19 protein-coding genes and 1 tRNA gene are annotated in these 18,492 nt (G+C 69.8%); 7 read left to right on the forward strand and 13 right to left on the reverse strand.

Going from position 1 to position 18,492, the window contains the following annotated elements; translation table 11 throughout:
- Nucleotides 1-366 carry a response regulator transcription factor gene (locus FB465_RS12345; RefSeq protein WP_145790276.1) on the forward strand — a complete coding sequence of 122 codons (366 nt, stop codon included), beginning with the start codon at nt 1-3 and terminating at the stop codon, nt 364-366.
- A 31-nt stretch (nt 367-397) separates the two neighbouring features.
- Here FB465_RS12345 and FB465_RS12350 read toward each other — a convergent pair whose 3' ends face one another.
- Nucleotides 398-700, reverse strand: a complete 303-nt coding sequence (locus FB465_RS12350) for a GroES family chaperonin (protein ID WP_145797298.1) — start codon at nt 698-700, stop codon at nt 398-400.
- Between the two features lie 179 nt (nt 701-879).
- A complete protein-coding gene (locus FB465_RS12355; RefSeq protein WP_145790277.1) occupies nt 880-1,221 on the reverse strand; it encodes a DUF3618 domain-containing protein in 342 nt (113 codons plus the stop codon).
- A gap of 221 nt (nt 1,222-1,442) precedes the next feature.
- Here FB465_RS12355 and bcp point away from each other — a divergent pair, with 221 nt between their 5' ends.
- Nucleotides 1,443-1,919 carry a thioredoxin-dependent thiol peroxidase gene (bcp, locus tag FB465_RS12360; RefSeq protein ID WP_145790278.1) on the forward strand — a complete coding sequence of 159 codons (477 nt, stop codon included), beginning with the start codon at nt 1,443-1,445 and terminating at the stop codon, nt 1,917-1,919.
- 63 nt (nt 1,920-1,982) lie between these two features.
- Here bcp and FB465_RS12365 read toward each other — a convergent pair whose 3' ends face one another.
- From FB465_RS12365 to FB465_RS12380, 4 genes are all read right to left on the reverse strand, one after another.
- Entirely contained in the window at nt 1,983-2,993 is a 1,011-nt protein-coding gene (locus FB465_RS12365; protein WP_145790279.1) for an ABC transporter permease, read from the reverse strand.
- On the reverse strand, nt 2,990-4,525 hold the full coding sequence (locus FB465_RS12370; protein ID WP_145797299.1) for a sugar ABC transporter ATP-binding protein: 1,536 nt from the start codon (nt 4,523-4,525) through the stop codon (nt 2,990-2,992). The genes FB465_RS12365 and FB465_RS12370 overlap by 4 nt, the downstream gene beginning before the upstream one ends.
- Before the next feature lie 2 nt (nt 4,526-4,527).
- Complete coding sequence (locus FB465_RS12375) at nt 4,528-5,577, reverse strand: substrate-binding domain-containing protein (protein ID WP_145790280.1); 1,050 nt, start codon at nt 5,575-5,577, stop codon at nt 4,528-4,530.
- Nucleotides 5,578-5,817: 240 nt separating this feature from the next.
- Entirely contained in the window at nt 5,818-8,253 is a 2,436-nt protein-coding gene (locus FB465_RS12380) for a chitinase C-terminal domain-containing protein (protein WP_170290799.1), read from the reverse strand.
- Between the two features lie 352 nt (nt 8,254-8,605).
- Here FB465_RS12380 and FB465_RS12385 point away from each other — a divergent pair, with 352 nt between their 5' ends.
- Nucleotides 8,606-9,568, forward strand: a complete 963-nt coding sequence (locus tag FB465_RS12385) for an HNH endonuclease signature motif containing protein (protein ID WP_211785766.1) — start codon at nt 8,606-8,608, stop codon at nt 9,566-9,568.
- Nucleotides 9,534-9,615, forward strand: a tRNA-Leu gene (locus tag FB465_RS12390). The genes FB465_RS12385 and FB465_RS12390 overlap by 35 nt, the downstream gene beginning before the upstream one ends.
- Before the next feature lie 77 nt (nt 9,616-9,692).
- Here the strand turns inward: FB465_RS12390 and rdgB are convergent.
- The 4 genes from rdgB to FB465_RS12410 form a co-directional block, all read right to left on the reverse strand.
- Entirely contained in the window at nt 9,693-10,301 is a 609-nt protein-coding gene (gene rdgB / locus FB465_RS12395; RefSeq protein ID WP_145790282.1) for an RdgB/HAM1 family non-canonical purine NTP pyrophosphatase, read from the reverse strand.
- A gap of 21 nt (nt 10,302-10,322) precedes the next feature.
- On the reverse strand, nt 10,323-10,712 hold the full coding sequence (locus FB465_RS12400) for a hypothetical protein (RefSeq protein ID WP_145790283.1): 390 nt from the start codon (nt 10,710-10,712) through the stop codon (nt 10,323-10,325).
- Nucleotides 10,713-10,915: 203 nt separating this feature from the next.
- A complete protein-coding gene (rph, locus tag FB465_RS12405) occupies nt 10,916-11,641 on the reverse strand; it encodes a ribonuclease PH (protein ID WP_145790284.1) in 726 nt (241 codons plus the stop codon).
- Between the two features lie 100 nt (nt 11,642-11,741).
- The gene (locus FB465_RS12410; RefSeq protein WP_030060521.1) at nt 11,742-11,975 is read right to left on the reverse strand and encodes a PTS sugar transporter subunit IIB; all 234 of its coding nucleotides are present in this window, start codon (nt 11,973-11,975) and stop codon (nt 11,742-11,744) included.
- Between the two features lie 377 nt (nt 11,976-12,352).
- Here FB465_RS12410 and FB465_RS12415 point away from each other — a divergent pair, with 377 nt between their 5' ends.
- Together FB465_RS12415 and FB465_RS12420 are read left to right on the forward strand one after the other, a co-directional pair.
- A complete protein-coding gene (locus FB465_RS12415; protein WP_145790285.1) occupies nt 12,353-13,642 on the forward strand; it encodes a PTS transporter subunit EIIC in 1,290 nt (429 codons plus the stop codon).
- A 252-nt stretch (nt 13,643-13,894) separates the two neighbouring features.
- On the forward strand, nt 13,895-15,166 hold the full coding sequence (locus tag FB465_RS12420; protein ID WP_145790286.1) for a PTS transporter subunit EIIC: 1,272 nt from the start codon (nt 13,895-13,897) through the stop codon (nt 15,164-15,166).
- Between the two features lie 91 nt (nt 15,167-15,257).
- Here the strand turns inward: FB465_RS12420 and FB465_RS12425 are convergent, their stop codons facing one another.
- Complete coding sequence (locus tag FB465_RS12425; RefSeq protein ID WP_170290576.1) at nt 15,258-16,214, reverse strand: LuxR C-terminal-related transcriptional regulator; 957 nt, start codon at nt 16,212-16,214, stop codon at nt 15,258-15,260.
- Nucleotides 16,215-16,363: 149 nt separating this feature from the next.
- Here FB465_RS12425 and FB465_RS12430 point away from each other — a divergent pair, with 149 nt between their 5' ends.
- Complete coding sequence (locus tag FB465_RS12430) at nt 16,364-17,272, forward strand: branched-chain amino acid transaminase (protein WP_145790290.1); 909 nt, start codon at nt 16,364-16,366, stop codon at nt 17,270-17,272.
- 7 nt (nt 17,273-17,279) lie between these two features.
- Here the strand turns inward: FB465_RS12430 and FB465_RS12435 are convergent, their stop codons facing one another.
- Nucleotides 17,280-18,026, reverse strand: a complete 747-nt coding sequence (locus FB465_RS12435; RefSeq protein ID WP_145790292.1) for an MBL fold metallo-hydrolase — start codon at nt 18,024-18,026, stop codon at nt 17,280-17,282.
- 188 nt (nt 18,027-18,214) lie between these two features.
- The gene (locus FB465_RS12440; protein ID WP_145790294.1) at nt 18,215-18,409 is read right to left on the reverse strand and encodes a helix-turn-helix transcriptional regulator; all 195 of its coding nucleotides are present in this window, start codon (nt 18,407-18,409) and stop codon (nt 18,215-18,217) included.
- Between the last annotated feature and the right edge of the window lie 83 nt (nt 18,410-18,492).

An 18,492-nucleotide genomic window follows, 5' to 3' on the forward strand; every position in this document is an offset into this window, starting at 1 on the left:
GTGACGACCACAGGCCGGCCCGCCCTGTCCGGGCAGCCCCTCACCACCCGCGAGCGGCAGATCGTCGAGCACCTCGCCCGAGGCCACGGCAACAGGGCCATCGGCGAGCAGCTCGGCCTGTCCCCGCTGACGGTCAAGTCCTATCTGACCCGCATCGGCCGGAAGCTGGGCACCGGCGACCGGGCCGGGATCGTCGCCGCCGCCCTGCGCAGCGGCCAACTCACACTGCCGGCCTACCGACCGGCCGAGCGGTGGCGGGTGCCCGCGATCTGCGCCTGCCGCCGCTGCACCGCCGACCTCGCCGCGGGCACCGGCCTCGCCGGCCGGCTCGCCCGGCTGCCCCTGCCCGGCCCGCCGGGTCCGTGAACCGGGGCCGTCCGAGGCCTCATCCGAGGCCTCAGAGGTACAGCCCCGTCGAGCCCTCCGTGTCACCGAAGCGCGTCGCCGCCACCGCGTGCAGATCCCGCTCGCGCAGCAGCACGTACGTGGCGCCGCGGACCTCGACCTCCAGCTTGTCCTCCGGGTCGTACAGCACCCGGTCCCCCGGCTCCACGGACCGCACGCTCTGGCCCACTGCCACCGCCTCGGCCCAGGCGCACCGCTTGCTCAGCTCGGCCGTCGCCGGGATCAGGATCCCACCGGTCGAGCGGCGCTCGCCCTCGCCCGCCTCGGTCTTCACCAGCACCCGGTCGTGCAACATCTTGATCGGCAGCTTCTCGCCAAGCCGGTCGTGGCGGCGCTCCTCGTGCTGCGTGCTCTGCTCTGCGTTCGTGCTCACGCCCCCGACGGTACCCGGCCGGAGCCGCCCGTGTGACGCTGGCCCGGCATGCGGAAGGGGCCGGTTCGCACACGGTGCGCACCCGGCCCCTTCCGCTCGGCTCAGCCCTGCCTGCGCTTGCGCACGGACGCCGCCAGCAGCAGCACACCCACACCCACCAGGGCGGCCGGCACGATCCGCTCCTGGCGCGGCCGGCCCTTCTCGTCCGTGAACTGCGCCTTCACCTTCTCCACCGCACCGCTCGCCGCCACATACGCCCGCCCGGCCTTCTGCTCCACCGAGCCGAGCATCCGGGCCCTGGTCTGGGCCACCATGGTGCTCGGGTGGACGCGGACGGCGAGCTCGTCCAGGGTCGCCGCCAGCTGGTCGCGGGTCCGGACGATGTCCGCCTCGATCTGGGCGGTCGTCCGCGCCGCCTTGTGGTCTGTGCCGGCCTTGCCCACTCGGGCCACCCCTTACCTGATGTTGTCCTGTGCGACAGGCCCAGTCTGTCAGCTGGCATCCCCGCACGCGCGGCCCCACCCACCAAGAGAGGTAAGTTTGCCGTTGGTACGACCACCAGTCCACGCACGAGGAGAGATCCCACCGTGAGCGAGCGTAGCGAGCGAACAATTAAGAGGGGCGCGTTTCGCGAAGCGACCGCCGAGCGAAGCGAGGCGGGTGCATGAGCGAGCGCCTCAAGGCGGGCGACACCGCCCCCGCCTTCACCCTGCCCGACGCCGACGGCAAGCAGGTGTCCCTCGCCGACCACCTCGGCCGTAAGGTGATCGTGTACTTCTACCCCGCCGCCCTCACCCCGGGCTGCACCACCCAGGCCTGCGACTTCACCGACAACCTGGAGGCCTTCTCCGGTGCCGGGTACGACGTCATCGGCGTCTCCCCGGACAAGCCCGAGAAGCTCGGCAAGTTCCGCGAGACCGAGGACCTCAAGGTGACTCTGGTGGCCGACGAGGACAAGTCGGTCCTCGAGGCCTACGGCGCCTACGGCGAGAAGCAGCTGTACGGCAAGACCGTGGTCGGCGTGATCCGCTCCACAGTGATCGTCGACGAGCAGGGCAAGGTCGAGCACGCGCTCTACAACGTCAAGGCCACCGGCCACGTCGCCAAGCTGCTCCGCGACCTCAAGATCGCCGCAGCCTGACGCCGACTTCGCCGCCCCCTGGCCCGTCCGCCAGGGGGCGGCGAACTCACGTCGGCAGACCGCTCACGCCGGCAGGCCGACCGCGCGCTCCCCGCTGCGCCGCTGCTGGATCACCACCGCGACCACCAGCAGCGAGCCCTGTGCCACGTTCTGCCAGAAGGCGTTGATGTTCTGGCCCGTCAGGCCGTTCTCCAGCGCCCCCAGCAGCGCCACCGCCAGCAGCGTGCCGCCGATGCCGCCCTTCCCGCCGCGCAGCGCGCAGCCGCCGAGCGCCGCCGCCGTGATCGCCTTCAGCTCCAGGCCCTCGCTACCGCTCACCGGCTGGCCCGACCCGGTCCGCGCCGTCAGCAGGATGCCCGCCACCGCCGCCACCGCGCCGATCAGGCCGTACACCGCCACCAGGTACTTGTTGATACGGATACCGGCCAGCCGGGCCGCCGTGTCGTTGCCGCCGATCGCGTAGATGTTCCGGCCGATGTCGGTGTACTTCAGCAGCACGTGGACCGCCGTCGCGACCAGCACCAGGATCCAGATCATCACCGGCAGCCCGGCGATCTTCCCGCGCCCCAGGAAGATGAAGACGCTGTCGTTCAGGACGTACCCCTGGGCCCGCCCGTTGGAGATCAGCTGCGCCACCCCCTTGTACGCCGCGAGCCCGGCCAGGGTGGCGATCGTCGCGTTCACCCGCCCGTACACGATCACCACGCCGTTCAGCACGCCGACCAGCACCCCGACGCCGACCGCCGCGCCCATGCCGAGCAGCGCGTTCGAACCGGCCGAGGTGAAGGCCATCGCGCTGACCACCGAGGCGAGACCGGCCTGCGACCCGACCGAGATGTCCAGGCCGCCGCAGATGATCACCACGGTCTGCACCACCGCCAGCAAGCCGGTGATGGTGACGGCCTGGCCGATCACCTGCACGTTGTTCCAGCTCAGGTAGTTGTCGTTGAGCAGGCCGAACAGCGCCAGCACCACCGCCAACGCCCCGATCAGGCTGAGGTTCTGGCCGCCGACCCGGGTCACCAGCAGGGTGACCCGGCGCGGTGCACTCCCCGCCAGGGTGGTGCTGGTCATTCCGTCTTCCCTTCCCGTGTCGCTCCCGCCAGGTCGTCGGCCATCGCCAACGACAGGACGGCTTCCTCCGACGCCTCCGCTCGGTCCAGCTCCCCCGTGATACGCCCGTTCTGCATCACCAGCACCCGGTCGGCCAAGCCGATCACCTCGGGCAGTTCCGAGGAGATCACCAGCAGCGCCACGCCCTGCTGCGCCAGGTCCGCGATGATCTGGTAGATCTCCGCCTTCGCGCCGACGTCGATCCCCCGGGTCGGCTCGTCCAGGATCAGCACCTTCGGCCTGCGCGCCAGCCAGCGCGCCAGCACCACCTTCTGCTGGTTGCCGCCGGAGAGCTTGCGCACCTCGTGCTCCACGGACGGCGTCCGCACCCGCAGGCGGTCCACGTACTCCCCCGCCAACTCCCGCTCCGCGCCGCGCCGGACGAACCGCCGGCGGCGCAGCCTCTCCAGCACCACCAGCGAGATGTTGTCCCGGACGGAGCGGTACAGGAACAGCGCCTGCGCCTTGCGCTCCTCCGGCGCCAGCCCGAGCCCGGCCCGGATCGCCGCGCCCGGACTGCCCGGCCTGAGCTCCGTCCCGTCCAGCAGTACCCGACCGCCGAGGACCGGTCGGTCCCCGGCCAGCGCCAGCGCCAGCTCCGACCGCCCGGCCCCGATCAGACCGGCCAGGCCGACCACCTCGCCGGCCCTGATCCGCAGGCTGACGCCGTGCACATCGTCCGTACGGAGGTCCTGGACGTCCAGCACCACCCGGTCGGTGGCCACCCGCTCCCGGACGAACATCGCCGACAGGTCGCGGCCGACCATCATCCGTACCAGCTCGGCCTCCGAGGTCCGGGCCGCGTCCAGCACCCCGGCCAGTGCTCCGTCGCGCAACACCGCCACCCGGTCGGCGAGCTGGAAGATCTCCTGCATCCGGTGCGAGACATAGACCACCGCCACGCCCTGCTCGCGAAGGCGGCGGATCAGCGCGAAGAGCGCCGCCACCTCCTGCTCGGAGAGCGAGGAGGTCGGCTCGTCGAAGGCGATCACCTTGGCCTCGCCCGTCAACGCTCTGAGGATCTCGACCAGTTGGCGCTGCGCCGGGGTCAGTTCGGAGCCCAGCAGCTCCGGGTCCAGCACCCTGGTGAAACCCAGCCGGTCGAGGTCGGCGCGGATGCGGCGCCCCAGCTCGGCCCGGTCCAGCCGGCGACCCGCACTGTGGGGCAGGGCGCCGACGTACACGTTCTCGGCCACCGAGACATGCGGGATGATCTCCGGCTCCTGCGGGATGATCCGGATCCCGGCCGCCCTGGCCTGCGCCGGGGAGTGCAGCACGACCGGCTTCCCGTCGATCAACACCTCTCCCTGGCTGGGAGGTTGGTCCCCGGCCAGGATCTTCAGCAGGGTGGACTTGCCGGCCCCGTTCTCCCCCATCAGCGCGGTGACCTGACCCGCCGGGAACTCCAGCGTCACCCCGTCGAGGGCCTGGACCGCGCCGAAGCGCTTGCCCAGGTCCCGTACCGCGGCTCCGCCGCTCGCCGTGGTCTCCACGCTCAACTGCACTTCACGCCGGAGGCCTGCCAGGTGGCGGCGTCGACCATCTTGGTCGGGGCGAACGCCTCCTTCGGGAAGTCCTTGCCGTTCCTGAGCCGGTCGTACATGGTCTGCACGGCCAGGGCGCCGACGTCGCTGCCGTTGATGAACAGCGCGGCCTTCATCCCGGACGGCTTGCCCGAGCCCCAGCCCTTGCACGCGAGGTACGCGCCGAGGCCGACGCCGATCACGTTGTCGGCACTGAACCCGGCGTTCTGCAGCGCCGTGACCCCGCCCTGGACGTTCTCGTCGTTGCAGCCCCAGACCACCCAGTGCTTGACGCCCGCATTGGCGGTGACGGTCGCCGCGATCTTGTCCTGGGCGCCGGTCGGGGTGTTGTCGGTGGCCACATCGATGTTCTGGACACCCGTGCCCGCAGCGGAGCCGAAGGCCTCCTTCGCTGCCTTCACCCGGTCACCGCAGACCGTCACGTCCTGCTTCCAGGCCGAGATGATCCTGGTCTCCGCCGGGTTCCAGCCGGACTTCTTGAACTCCTCGGCCGCCCGCTTCCCGACCTCGCCACCCATCTGGGCGCCGCTGAAGCCGATCCGGGGCACCAGCGAGTCGGCGGAGCAGGCGGACGGGTCGGGGCCGGTGGTGCAGATCTGGTCGTCCGAGGTGAGCAGGGCGATCTTGGCGTCGCGCGCGGTCTGCACGACCTGCGGGCCGACCGCCGGGTCCGGTACGACGATGATCAGGCCGTTGCTCTTCTGCGCGATGGCGGACTGCACCTCGCTGACGGTCTTGTTGGCGTCGTTGCCGAGGTTCACCACCTTGAGGTCGATGCCCAGCTCGGCCGCCTTGGCCTTGGCGCCGGCCGCCTCGCCGATGAAGTACTCCTGATCGCCCTGCTTCTGGAGGTACGTCAGCGAGATCTTCCCGCTGACGGTGGCGCCGGTGTCGCCGGCGTTGCCGGTGGACTCCCGGCCGGTGGAACAGGCCGTCAGGCCGAGGGTCAGTACGAGACCGACCGCAGCGACGACGCGACTGCCGGAGCGCGAACTGGACATGCGGGGACTCCCCTTGAAGACGCGGTCAGGTGGGTGGCGCCTTACTTTCGAATCACAATCCATCAGAATTAAACAGGATCGAACTCGATGGGGGATATGACACTCCGGTCGCAGATGGGAGTCAAGAGATCTGACAGAGATCCGACAGACCCACTCCCTCCACGACGAGGCGGTGACGGCACACCCCCCGACCGGGTGCACCGCCACCGCCGTCCGTCACCTCAGCGACCTGCCGTCAGCTCAGCAGGTACCGAGGTCGTTCCACACACCCCACTGACCCGTCGTCGTGGGGTCCTCGCCCTGGGTCCACCACTTGTTGGTGTAGTGGTGGCCCTTCCACGACACCTCGATGCCCGCGGTGGCGTAGATCGTGGCGGCGTTCCAGCTCGGCGCCGCGCAGCTGCCGGACGGCGTGCTGCTGGGGCTGCTGCTCGGGCTGCTCGACGGGGAGCTGCTCGGGCTGGACGAAGGGCTCGTCGACGGGCTGGACGAAGGGCTGGACGTGGGGCTGGTCGACGGGCTCGACGAAGGCGAGGAGGACGGGCTCGGCGACGACGTACCGCCGCCGGTCGCACCCCGGCTGTAGTCCCCGGCCAGGCCGTACAGCGTGCCGCCCACGTTCACCGTCCAGTTGGCGGGCGTGGACACCGGCAGGTAGTAGACGAAGTCGATGTCCACCGAGGCACCCGGCGCCAGCGACTGCCAGCTCGGCAGCTTGACCGAGACGCGGTTGTAGGTGCCCTTGAGGCCGCCCACGTTGCCCGGACCGGGGTTGTCCTGCCTGATGACGGTCAGCCCGAAGCCCGACTGGTCCTTGGCGTTGCCCGGAGCCGAGTTGCTGTAGTCGAACTGGAACTCGGTGCCGCCCGGCAGGGTCAGTGTCGAGTTGTTGACGATATGGATCTTCGGGTTGATCGGGTAGTTGGAGTCACCCAGCGCGAAGTTGGTGAACGACACGTCCACCGGCAGGGTCTGCGCCGGCAGCGCAATCGTCGAGCGTGTCGCGCCGTACGGCGAGGCCGCCTTGAACTTGTCGTACATCAGCGAGGTCAGGGTCGAACCCTGCACGTACTCGCCCCTGCCGCCGTTCGCCGCGGCGTCCCACCTGTAGTCGCCCGCGAGCTCCCAGATCATCGCGCCACCGGCACCCTGGTTCACCAGGTAGTCCGCCTTGGCGCCGACGGACTGCTCGTCCTCGGTCGAGAGGAAGACCTTCTTGGTCGAGTTCCACAGCCACGGCGCGACCAGCGAGGAGCTGTAGTTGCGGCTGTAGGTGCCCGAGAGCGCGGTGTCGGTCAGCCCATACTTGGACAGGTAGTCCGGGACGACGCCCTGCTCCAGGTTCTTCGCGTGCCACATCGGGTTGGAGCCCGCCGGGGCCTCCTTGCCGTTGTCGTCCAGGTCGTGCCAGAGGTTGTCGATGCCCACGGCACCGTCACCACAGGTGGTCAGCCCCGACCCGGCCGGGCAGGTGGACGTCTGCGAGGTGCCCCACAGGCCGTTCGTCCCGCCCGTCACGTTCTTGAATCCGCGGGTGTAGTACGGCAGGCCGACGTTGATCCGGCCGGCCGGCATCGCACCGCGGAAGTAGTGGTACGCCCAGTCGGCGTTCAGATAGCCGATGCCGCCGTACTGCGAAGTGCTGTACACGCTCGCGGCCTTGAGCTCGGCGTCGTTGCCGTCGTCGAACAGCGAGGCGTTCGGGCCGACGTACTGGTTCCACGCGCCGTGCAGGTCGTACGACATGACGTTGACGTAGTCCAGGTACTGCGTCACCTGGAAGGTCTCGATGCCACGCAGCAGGTACCCGGAGGACGGCGAGGCGATCGACAGCAGGTAGTACTTGCCGTCCGCCGCGCTCGCCCGGTCCAGCTTCTCGCGCATGGTCTTCAGCAGCGCGACGTAACCCTTCACCAGCGAACCGCGCTTGGCGTTGGCGATCGACCAGTCCAGCGGGTTGCCCGCGTCCTTCATCGAGGTCGGGTACTCGTAGTCGAGGTCGACGCCGTTGAAGCCGTACTTCTTGATGAAGTCGACGGCGGAGTCCGCGAAGGTGTTGATGCCAGCCTGGTTGACGCTGCCGTCCGCGTTGACCGTCATCGAGTAGAAGCCACCCGAGGCGACGCGCTTGCCGTCGTCCCCGAAGTACCCGCCGGTCTCGGCCCAACCGCCCACCGAGACCATGGTCTTCACGTTCGGGTACTGCTTCTTGTACTTGTTCAGCAGGTTGAAGTGGCCCTGGTACGCGTACGCCGGGTCCATCTCCGCGCCCGCGACACCCGGGAAGGTCATCCCGGTCGCGGCGTTGTTCGGGCCGTCCGTGCCGACCGAGATCTTGTTGTCGCTGCCGACGTGCCCGAAGGCGTAGTTGAGGTGGGTGACCTTGTCCCAGGGGATGTTGTTCACCAGGTAGGCGGGGGTGCCGTCCTTGCCGGTGCGCCAGCCGGTGAAATAGCCGATGATGCGGCGCTGGTGGTCGGCGCCCATCTTCTCGCGACCGGCGTCGTCGTACGCGGTGCAGTACGGCACGTCCACGCCGGGCGTGGTGTACATACCGTCGGGGCGACAGGACTGGTTGTCGACGGTGGCCGACGCCTGCGAAGGCGCCGCACCGAGCGTGGCGACCAGCAGACCGGCCAACCCGGCGGCGGCAGCGGAGGCGAGGGCCACCCGCAGGCCGGACGTCTGGCGGCCGGCAGCGGTGGGACGCTGCGGCGCCTTGGATCGGATCAACACTCGGTCCTCCAGGAGAGAGTGTCGGGCGCGCGCTGTGGGGGCGCGCAAGTGGGGGAGGTCGGACACACCACAGCTGACGTCCGGTCACCATGCCCCGGCTGCCGCGCTGCAGATTGGCGCCGAAGCTATGTGGTCTGAACCACATAGGTCAATAGGTCTGTACCAATCGGCAGCCAACTGAGGCCCCCGGCACCCCGTGATCCTCATCACATCCCACCCCGTGTCCTTCCACCCCAACACTCGTTCGTATCCCTGGGGGACGGGCGCACCACAAGGCCCGGGAGGGGTTCCAATGCCGGTCAAGTACACCCGCGAACTGCTCGCAGAGCTGGCCGCCGAGTCCGACAGCGTCAACGACATGATGCGCAGGCTCGGCGTACCGATGGCGGGAGGCACTCACAGCTACCTCAGCAGGCGGCTGAAGTTCTACGGGATCGACACCTCGCATTTCAACCAGGGGCGCCCCGACTACGGACGGCGCCGCTACACCAGAGAGCAGCTGGCGGAGGCGGCTGCCAACAGCACCAGCATCAGCTCGATGCTCCGCTACATGGGCGTCGAGCCGTACGACAGCGCGTACTCGTACATGAAGAAGCGACTCACCGAGTTCGGAATTGACACCTCACACTTCTCGTTCGGGCAACAGGGGACAGCCCGCTTCCGCGGCGACGTGATCCCGAAAGCCTTGCTGGCACGGACGGTGGCTGAACAGCGCAGCATCATCGGAGTGGTCCGCGCACTTGACCTTGTCGAGGGCACCGCTTCCCGAAGGCTCGTGAAGCAGAGCATCGCTCTCCACCACGTCAACACGGACCACTTCTCCGGCCAGGGACACACGAAGGGGCAGCCGTCTCACAACCGAAAGTCAGCTAAGGACATCCTCGTCACGCTCCCGCCCGGTTCCAGGCGAACCAAGAACGTTCAGCTGCGACGTGCGATGGAGGACTTCGGAGTGGCCTACCACTGCACCTTGTGCGGTGTCAGCGCGGCGTGGAACGGCGCAAAGCTGGTACTGGAGATCGACCACATCAACGGCAATTGGCTGGACAACCGGCTGGAGAACGTCCGGTTCCTGTGTCCGAACTGCCACAGCCAGACCCCGACCTATCGTGGCCGCAATCGATCGCGCGGGCTGGTCGCGGAGGTCGGCCGCATGATCCCCGCTCAATCAATCGCGGGCGACAGTCTGCGGGCGCTCGAAGTACACTGTCCCGCAGCAGGCGGCCGTGGCGCAGTGGCGACGCAGACGGTTTAGGTCCGTTGGCCCGTGAGGGCTTGAGGGTTCGAATCCCTTCGGCCGCACATCATTACCCTTTGAATCGAAGGCCCATCCGGGAGTACCTCACGGATGGGCCTTCGGTGCGTCATATGGCGAAGCGTCAGCCGAGCAGCTCGCGGACGACCGGCGCCAAGGCTCGGAAGGCCTGGCCGCGGTGGCTGATGGCGTTCTTCTCGGCGGGGGTCAGCTCGGCGCAGGTGCGGGCTTCGCCGAGGGGCTGGAGGATCGGGTCGTAGCCGAAGCCGCCGTTGCCGGAGGGGGCGGTGCGGAGGGTGCCGAGGAGGCGGCCCTCGACGACGCGTTCGGTGCCGTTGGGGAGGGCGAGGGCCGCGGCGCAGGCGAAGTGGGCGCCCCGGTGCGACTCGGCGATGTCGGAGAGCTGGGCGAGCAGCAGCTCCAGGTTGGCCCGGTCGTCGCCGTGCTTGCCGGCCCAGCGGGCGGAGAAGATGCCGGGCGCACCGTTCAGGACGTCCACGCAGAGGCCGGAGTCGTCGGCGACCGCCGGAAGACCGGTGGCGCGGGCCAGGGCGTGGGCCTTGAGCAGGGCGTTCTCCGCGAAGGTGACGCCGGTCTCGGGAACGTCCGGGATCTCGGGGTACGCGTCAGCGCCGACCAGTTCGACGTCCAGCCCGGCGTCGCCGAGGATGGCGCGCAGCTCGGCGATCTTGTGCTGGTTGCGGGTGGCGAGGACGAGGCGTCGGGTAGTCATGGGAGAACCCTAGCCAGGGCGTCAGCCGGTGCAGACCTTGCTGAGGTTGGCGGCGGCGTCACCGAGGGGCTTGAGGTCGGGGACCTGCTTGGCGTCGACGGCCTGCTGGGTCTTGTCTACCTGGGTCTGCAGGTCGGTGATGGCCTTGGTGACGTCGGTGTCGCTGGAGTTGCGGCCGAGCTGGTCGAGGTCGTTCTTGAGCTTCTGCAGGGCCTGCCCGGCGGCCTGCGGGTCGTTGTTCGCGTTGTTGAAGGCGGCGGTGACGTCGGAGATGTCACTGGTGATCTTAATCGCGGTGTTGCCGCAGTCGATCGCCTTCTGGGCGGCGGAGCAGCTCACCGCGCTGAGCGGGAGCAGGAGGATGAGCGCGGCCACGGCGAGGGTGGTGGAGCGGTTGATGCTGTGCGGCATCGATGGTCCTCCGGTGAGAGCGCTGGGGCGGGTCCGGTAGGTGGAGACGGCCGGCGGGGTGCCGCCGGTTCCCGTACCGGGCGGGCGTCTGAGCCGACCGTACGGGCTCCGGGCCCCGCCTGTACAGCGGCCGCACCCGGAGCCCGTAGCAGCTGACGCTCGTTCAGCCCTGGAGGATCGCTCGGACCTGGGGGTCTGGGGGCTCAGCCCTGGAGGGCCTTGCGCTGGATCTCGTCGAGCTCGGCGCAGCCGAGGGTGCCGAGGTCGAGCAGCTGGTCGAGGAGGGCGCGGTCGAAGGGGGCGCCCTCGGCGGTGCCCTGGACCTCGACGAAGCGGCCGTCGGCGGTGCAGACGATGTTCATGTCGGTCTCGGCGCGGACGTCCTCCTCGTACTGGAGGTCGAGCATGGGGACGCCGTCGATGATGCCGACGCTGACCGCGCTGACGCCGCCGGTGATGGGCTGGCCCTTGGCGCGCAGCAGCTTCTTGTCGCGGGCCCAGGAGACGGCGTCGACCAGGGCGACGTACGCGCCGGTGATGGCGGCGGTGCGGGTGCCGCCGTCGGCCTGGAGGACATCGCAGTCGAGGACGATGGTGTTCTCGGCGAGGGCGCGGTGGTCGACGACGGCGCGGAGCGAGCGGCCGATGAGGCGGCTGATCTCGTGGGTGCGGCCGCCGATCTTGCCGCGGACGGACTCGCGGTCGCCGCGGGTGTTGGTGGCGCGCGGGAGCATGGAGTACTCGGCGGTGACCCAGCCTTCGCCGGTGCCCTTGCGCCAGCGGGGGACGCCTTCGGTGACGCTGGCGGTGCAGAGCACCTTGGTGTCGCCGTAGGTGATCAGGACGGAGCCTTCGGCGTGCTTGCTCCAGCCTCGTTCGATGGTGATGGGGCGGAGCTGGTCGGGTGTGCGGCCGTCGATGCGTGACATAGCCTCCGAGCGTAGTCGGTCCCGGAGGTGCTCCATCAAACGCGCCCGGCCCGCCGACGGGTGGTCGGCGGGCCGGGCGCGGGTGACCGGTGTGGTCAGCTCACATCATGTCTTCGATGTCGGCGGCGATCGGGTCGGCGTCGGTGCCGATGACGACCTGGATCGCGGTGCCCATCTTGACGACGCCGTGGGCGCCGGCGGCCTTCAGGGCGGCTTCGTCGACGAGGGAGGCGTCCTTGACCTCGGTGCGGAGGCGGGTGATGCAGCCCTCGACCTCTTCGATGTTGTCGATCCCGCCGAGACCGGCGACGATCTTCTCAGCCTTGCTGGCCATGTCTTTCTCCCTCTGTCTCGGCGCGTCGGCTGGTGCGCCGGGTGCCGTAATGCTCGGTGCTGGGGTACCCCCGGCCGATGGCTGGGGGAGGGTCGCTGCCGGAAGTGACGCGGGTTCAGACGCCGCGCTGCACAACAGCGCGACAAGCATCGCCCGAGTTGGACCGGTATGCCACGTTAGTTCACTTTTGGCCCATTTCGGCGCGCGCACTCCCGATCTTCACCCGAGGATGACGATCAGTGGGACCTTGGACCCGACGTGCCCGCCCCTGCCCATAAGTGGTCTACACCAATATTAGGTGCACTCCGGACAACGCAGGACCGGCCCCCGGCGTTCCGCGCCCACCGACCGGCTCGGCACGGCACTCGGAGGGCGAGATGAGTTCGGCAGAGGCCGCGGTTCCCCAGGCGCAGTGGTGGCACTCCTTCTACGGCGGCCTGCAGAAGATGGGCCGCAGCCTGCAGCTCCCGGTTGCCGTCCTCCCGGCCGCGGGTATCCTCAACCGCCTCGGACAGCCCGACGTCTTCGGCAAGGACGGCCTCGGCTGGAACAACGTCGCCAAGGTCTTCGCTGCCGCCGGCGGCGCCCTGCTCGACTCCTCGCTCGGTCTGCCGATGCTGTTCTGCATCGGTGTCGCGATCGGCATGGCCAAGAAGGCGGACGGCTCCACCGCGCTCGCCGCGGTCGTCGGGTTCCTCGTCTACTACAACGTGCTGCGGGCGTTCCCGGAGGCCTGCAAGGCGCCGACTGTCCTGGTGGGCAACCAGTGCATCGACTACGCCTCCCTGAAGGCGGCGGCAGCGACCTACCAGAACCCGGGCGTCCTGGGCGGCATCCTGATCGGGTTGATGTCCGCGTGGCTCTGGGTCCGCTTCCACCGCACCAAGCTGGTGGACTGGCTCGGCTTCTTCAACGGCCGCCGCCTGGTGCCGATGATCACGGCCCTGGTGGGCATGCTCTTCGCCTGCCTCAGCGTGTGGGTCTGGCCGCCGATCGGCGACGGGATGACCTCGTTCGGACAGTGGCTCTCCGACCTCGGCTCGTGGGGCTCCGGCATCTTCGGCGTCGCCAACCGCGCACTTCTGCTGGTCGGCATGCACCAGCTACTGAACACCTTCCTCTGGTTCCAGTTCGGCGAGTTCACCAAGGCGGACGGCAGCATCGTCCACGGCGACATCCCGCGCTTCCTCGCGGGCGACCCCACCGCCGGCCAGTTCACCTCGGGCTTCTTCCCGATCATGATGTTCGCGCTGCCGGCCGCCGCGCTCGCCATCGCGCACTCCGCCAAGCCGCACCGCCGCAAGGAGATCTACGGCCTGATGACCTCGGTCGCGCTGACCTCGTTCGTCACCGGCGTGACCGAGCCGATCGAGTACTCCTTCGCCTACGTCGTCCCGGCGCTGTTCGCGGTGCACGCCGTGCTGACAGGCGTCTCCATGGCGGTCACCTGGGCCCTCGGGGTGCACGCCGGCTTCACCTTCTCAGCCGGGCTGATCGACTACGTCATCAACTGGGGGCTCGCGACCAAACCGTGGCTGATCATGCCGATCGGCCTGTGTTTCGCGGTCGTCTATTACGCGATGTTCCGGTTCATCATCATCAAATTCAATCTCAAGACTCCCGGCCGCGAGGACGAGGACGAGGTCGAGGACGTGACCAAGGCCTGACCCCAGGCGGGGGCGGGGTCTTTTGTTGCGCAACTCTCCAAATCAGCGGTTACGGCGGGTAGCCAAGATCGTCAATCCATAACAAGGTTTCGATTTCATAGCGCTTCCTACCTGCACCGCTTCCAGGGGTTCCCCCCCTTGTCCCCGCGTGCTACAAAACTGGTCTACACCACTTGTGGTGTAGACCAGTCCGCGGTTCGGCCCCCCGATGCACCTCCCGACCGACCCGCCCTGTCGTTAGGAACTACCCCCATGAGTACGACTGCGCAGGCACCGGCGCCCGCCGCCCCGGCACCCTCCCCGGGCAAGAAGTTCGGGCAGAGCCTCCTCCAGGGTCTGCAGAAGATCGGTCGCAGCCTCCAGCTGCCGATCGCCGTCCTGCCCGCCGCAGGTCTGCTGCTGCGCCTGGGCCAGGACGACGTGTTCGGAAAGGACGGCCTCGGCTGGGACAAGGTCGCCGCGGTGTTCGCCACCGCCGGTGACGCCGTGTTCTCGAACCTGCCGCTGCTGTTCGCGGTGGGTATCGCCATCGGCTTCGCCAAGAAGGCGGACGGCTCCACCGCCCTCGCCGCCCTGGTCGGATTCCTGGTGTACAAGAACGTGCTGACCGCGTTCCCGATCACCGAGGGCCACATCGCGGACGGCAAGTGGGTCGCCCCGACCTACCAGAACCCCGGCGTGCTCGGCGGTATCGTCATCGGCCTGCTGAGCGCCGTGCTGTGGCAGAAGTACCACCGCACCAAGCTGGTCGACTGGCTCGGTTTCTTCAACGGCCGCCGCCTGGTCCCGATCCTCATGGCCTTCGTCGGCACCGCCGTCGGCGTGATCTTCGCTCTCTGCTGGGGCCCGGTCGGCGACGCCATCGGCAGCCTCAACGACAGCCTGATCGGTGCGGGTGCCTTCGGCGCAGGCGCGTTCGGCCTGGTCAACCGCGGACTGCTCCCGGTCGGCATGCACCAGTTCGTGAACTCGTACGCGTGGTTCCAGACCGGCGACTTCACCAAGGCCGACGGCACCGTGGTGCACGGCGACCTCACCCGCTACTTCGCCGGTGACCCGAGCGCCGGACAGTTCATGTCGGGCTTCTTCCCGATCATGATGTTCGCGCTCCCGGCCGCCTCGCTGGCCATCGCGCACGCCGCCCGCCCCGAGCGTCGCAAGGCCGTGATGGGCATGATGATGTCCCTCGCGCTGACCTCCTTCGTCACCGGCGTCACCGAGCCGATCGAGTTCGCCTTCCTGTTCATCGCGCCGGTCCTGTTCGCCATCCACGCGGTCCTCACCGCCGTCTCGATGGCGGTCACCTGGGCGCTCGGCGTGCACGCCGGCTTCACCTTCTCGGCCGGCCTGATCGACTACGCACTCGGGTTCAGCAAGGCGGCCCACCCGCTGATGATCATCCCGATCGGCCTGGTCTTCGCGGCGATCTACTACGCGGTCTTCCGCTTCGCGATCGTCAAGTTCAACCTCAAGACCCCCGGACGCGAGGACGACACCGAGATCGAGGACGTCACCAAGGCCTGACGCCCTCCCGATGCCCCGGCCCCGCCCCGCCGCACTCCCCTGCGGCGGGGCGGGGCCGTTCGCATGACCGGTCCGGGACCGGCAGGGCCTGCTACAGCCAGCCCAGCCGGGCCGCGTGCACACCGGCCTGGAAGCGGCTCTGCGCGCCGAGGTCGGCGGTGAGGTCGGCGACCAGCCGGCGGACCGTGCGGTCGGAGATCTCCAGCTTCCGGCCGATGGCCTCGTCCGTCAGCCCGGCGGCCAGCAGCCTCAGCACCTCCCGGTGCCGGTCGCCCGGTACCGCCCGGGTCAGCAGCTCGGGCGGTACCCAGGCGACCGCCCAGAAGTACTCGAACAGCTCGCGGACCACCCCGACCACCGCCGGATCGCGGACCACCACCGCCGCTCCGGAGTCCGCGGCCGGAGCGGGCAGGACCGCCAGTGAGGCGTCCACGACGATCAGCCGGAGCGGCAGGGCGTGCGCGACACGGATCCCCGCCCCGGCGGCCGTGAGCGCCCGGAGGTGGGCGAGCACGGCGGGCCGGCGCAGCACCGCGGCCGGGTAGATGGTGCGCAGCTCGGCGCCGCGCGCCAGGGCGATCCGTTCCCGGGCGAGCTTCTCGGCGAGGGCCGGTTCGGAGAGGTCCTGGCCGGGGCGCAGCGAGAGTGCCTCGGTGCGGGCGCTGCGGGCGGCGTCCTCCAGCAGGGCGGCGATCCTGTCGGGTCCGCGCACCAGCTCCGGTGCGCGGCCGACTCGTTGCCGGGTCTGGACGGGCAGGTAGCGGGCGTGGAGCTGTTCGACCGAGTCGCGGGTGCGCTGGACGGCGGTGAAGAGTTCGGCCACCTGCCCGTCGGCGTCGAGCAGCAGCTGGCGGACGGCGCTGTCGACGGAGACGGCGGCGAGCCCGCTGCCGGTGGCGGTGGTCGGCTGGAGCAGTCCGAGCCGGCGCAGCTCGTCCACCGCGGACTCGAACTCGGCTTCGCTCCAGCCGAGTTCGCACCGAAGATCGTCCAGGGAGCGCCCCGGGTCGGCCAGCAGGTACCCGTACAGGGCGGCACTGTTCTCCACAGCGCCGGACCCTAGCCACCTGGCCACCATTCGGACGGGCGATTTCACCATCCGGACTCCCGTGGGCGGCGGCTCCGCTCCCGGCCATGGCCGGATCCGGCACCGGTGCGAAGCCCGCCGGCGGCCGGCACCGGCTCCAGGATGGCCCCATGTCTCTGATCGAAGCTCCCACCATCTGGTTCGACGGCGCCCTGGTGCCCTGGCAGCAGGCCCGGGTGCACGTCCTGACGCACGGGCTGCACTACGGCACGGGGGTGCTGGAGGGCACCCGGGTCTTCGCCACCGCCGACGGGCCCGCGGTCTTCCGGCTGGACGACCACCTGCGCCGGCTGGCCCGCAGCGCGCACATGCTGCGGCTCCCGATGCCGTACGGCGCCGAGGAGTTGGCCAAGGGCACCCTGGAACTGCTCCGGGCCAACGGCCACCGCTCGTGCTACCTGCGGCACTTCGCCTTCCTTGGCTACGGAGCGATGGGCCTGGACATGCGCTCCTCGCCGACCACCACGGTGATCGCGAGCTGGGAGTGGGACAGCCCGGTGGGTTCGGAGGCGCTGCGGGTGATGACCAGCAGCTGGCGCCGCACCGACCCGAACGCCGTGCCGCCCGCCGCGAAGGCGACCGGCCCGTACCTGAACTCGGTGCTGGCCCGGCGGGAGGCGACGGACGCCGGGTTCGACGAGGCGCTGCTGCTGGCGGCCGACGGCGCGGTCAGCGAGTGCAGCTCGGAGAACATCTTCGCCGTGCGCGGCGGCGTGCTGCGCACCCCGCCGGCCGGCGCGGGGGCCCTGGAGGGCATCACCCAGGACACGGTGCTGACGCTGGCCCGGGATCTGGGCGTCGAGGTGCAGGTGGAGAACCTGCTGCGCTCGGACCTGTACGCGGCGGACGAGGTCTTCGTGTGCGGTACGGCGGCCGGGATCGTCCCGGTCCGCTCGCTCGACAACCGCGAACTCCCGTCCGCACCGGGCGATCTGACGGTCCGGCTGCGCGAGCTGTACGAGGCGGCGGTGACCGGCGCCGAGGCGCGCTACCGCGGCTGGCTGACGCCTGTGGGCTGAGGGGCGGCTAGAGCTCGTACACCGCGCCGGCGCGGGCGAGCTCGACCGGTCCGGGGTACACGGCGGCGGCGTCACGCCGGTTGGCGGAGGCGTCCGTCCACGGCGGGATGTGGGTGAGCACCAGGCGGCCGACCCCGGCGGCGGCGGCGTGCTCGCCGGCCTGGCGGCCGTTGAGGTGCACGGCCTCGTAGTCCTCCTTGCCGTGGGTGAAGGCGGCCTCGCAGAGGAAGAGGTCGGTGCCTCTGGCGAGCTCGACGAGCTCGGCGCACACGCCGGTGTCGCCGGAGTAGACCAGGCTCCGGCCGTCGTGCTCGATGCGGAAGGCGTACGCCTCGACGGGGTGGTTGACCGGGACGGCGGTGATCCGCAGCGGTCCGAGGTCGAAGGTACCCTCGGTCAGGGTGCGGAAGTCGAAGACCTCCTTCATCCCCGGGTCCTCCGGCATGTCGTACGCGCGGGCGAGCCGCTCGGGGGTGCCGTGCGGCCCGTAGACGGGCAGGGGGTCGGGGCAGCCCTCGAGGCGGTAGTTGCGGGCGACCCAGTAGGCGCAGAGGTCGATGCAGTGGTCGGCGTGCAGGTGGCTGAGCAGGATCGCGTCGACGTCGTACAGGCCGCAGTGCTGCTGGAGGGCCCCGAGCGCGCCGTTGCCGAGGTCCAGCACCGCGCGGAAGCCGTCGGCCTCGACCAGGTAGCTGGAACAGGGCGAGTCGGCGGACGGGAAGCTCCCCGAGCACCCCACCACGGTCAGTTTCATGCCGAGCCCCTCCGCCCCGATGGGTCATGGTCCGCGTCTGCCTGCACCGACCGGTAGTGCTGTACCTGCCGGTAGCGCTGTCTTCGCGTTGTCGAGAGTAAGGGCGGAGAGGCACTTTGCCCCCGTCTCCGTGCCGCGCTGTGGCTGGAATCACCAGAACGGGCCGGGCGGAGGCGGGGGCCCGAGGGTCAGCGGTGGCCGGGGCGGTTGCGGGCCCAGGCGCGGATCGTGTCGGCGTACCAGCGCGGGTGCCCGCCGCCGTCGATCACGTCGGGCTCGGGCAGCAGGCCGTGCCGGCGGTAGTTGCGTACGGTGTCCGGCTGGACGCTGATGTGGCGGGCGATCTCCGCATAGGACCACAGATCGGTGCTGCGTGGGCTCATCTGTGCCACCTTCGGGTGAGGGTTCCGAGGGCTGGACTCGGTTGTGGCGATCAGCTTTTACGGCCCAACGACGCAGTCCGCCA

The organism is Kitasatospora atroaurantiaca (assembly GCF_007828955.1).
Classification (GTDB): Bacteria; Actinomycetota; Actinomycetes; order Streptomycetales; family Streptomycetaceae; genus Kitasatospora; species Kitasatospora atroaurantiaca.

Excerpts from the sequence above, each read along its gene's own strand:
- FB465_RS12350 (WP_145797298.1), bottom strand. The coding sequence starts at position 700 with ATGTTGCACGACCGGGTGCTGGTGAAGACCGAGGCGGGCGAGGGCGAG.
- bcp (WP_145790278.1), top strand. The coding sequence starts at position 1,443 with ATGAGCGAGCGCCTCAAGGCGGGCGACACCGCCCCCGCCTTCACCCTG.
- FB465_RS12365 (WP_145790279.1), bottom strand. The coding sequence starts at position 2,993 with ATGACCAGCACCACCCTGGCGGGGAGTGCACCGCGCCGGGTCACCCTG.
- FB465_RS12375 (WP_145790280.1), bottom strand. The coding sequence starts at position 5,577 with ATGTCCAGTTCGCGCTCCGGCAGTCGCGTCGTCGCTGCGGTCGGTCTC.
- FB465_RS12385 (WP_211785766.1), top strand. The coding sequence starts at position 8,606 with ATGCCGGTCAAGTACACCCGCGAACTGCTCGCAGAGCTGGCCGCCGAG.
- rdgB (WP_145790282.1), bottom strand. The coding sequence starts at position 10,301 with ATGACTACCCGACGCCTCGTCCTCGCCACCCGCAACCAGCACAAGATC.
- FB465_RS12400 (WP_145790283.1), bottom strand. The coding sequence starts at position 10,712 with ATGCCGCACAGCATCAACCGCTCCACCACCCTCGCCGTGGCCGCGCTC.
- rph (WP_145790284.1), bottom strand. The coding sequence starts at position 11,641 with ATGTCACGCATCGACGGCCGCACACCCGACCAGCTCCGCCCCATCACC.
- FB465_RS12410 (WP_030060521.1), bottom strand. The coding sequence starts at position 11,975 with ATGGCCAGCAAGGCTGAGAAGATCGTCGCCGGTCTCGGCGGGATCGAC.
- FB465_RS12415 (WP_145790285.1), top strand. The coding sequence starts at position 12,353 with ATGAGTTCGGCAGAGGCCGCGGTTCCCCAGGCGCAGTGGTGGCACTCC.
- FB465_RS12420 (WP_145790286.1), top strand. The coding sequence starts at position 13,895 with ATGAGTACGACTGCGCAGGCACCGGCGCCCGCCGCCCCGGCACCCTCC.
- FB465_RS12430 (WP_145790290.1), top strand. The coding sequence starts at position 16,364 with ATGTCTCTGATCGAAGCTCCCACCATCTGGTTCGACGGCGCCCTGGTG.
- FB465_RS12435 (WP_145790292.1), bottom strand. The coding sequence starts at position 18,026 with ATGAAACTGACCGTGGTGGGGTGCTCGGGGAGCTTCCCGTCCGCCGAC.
- FB465_RS12440 (WP_145790294.1), bottom strand. The coding sequence starts at position 18,409 with ATGAGCCCACGCAGCACCGATCTGTGGTCCTATGCGGAGATCGCCCGC.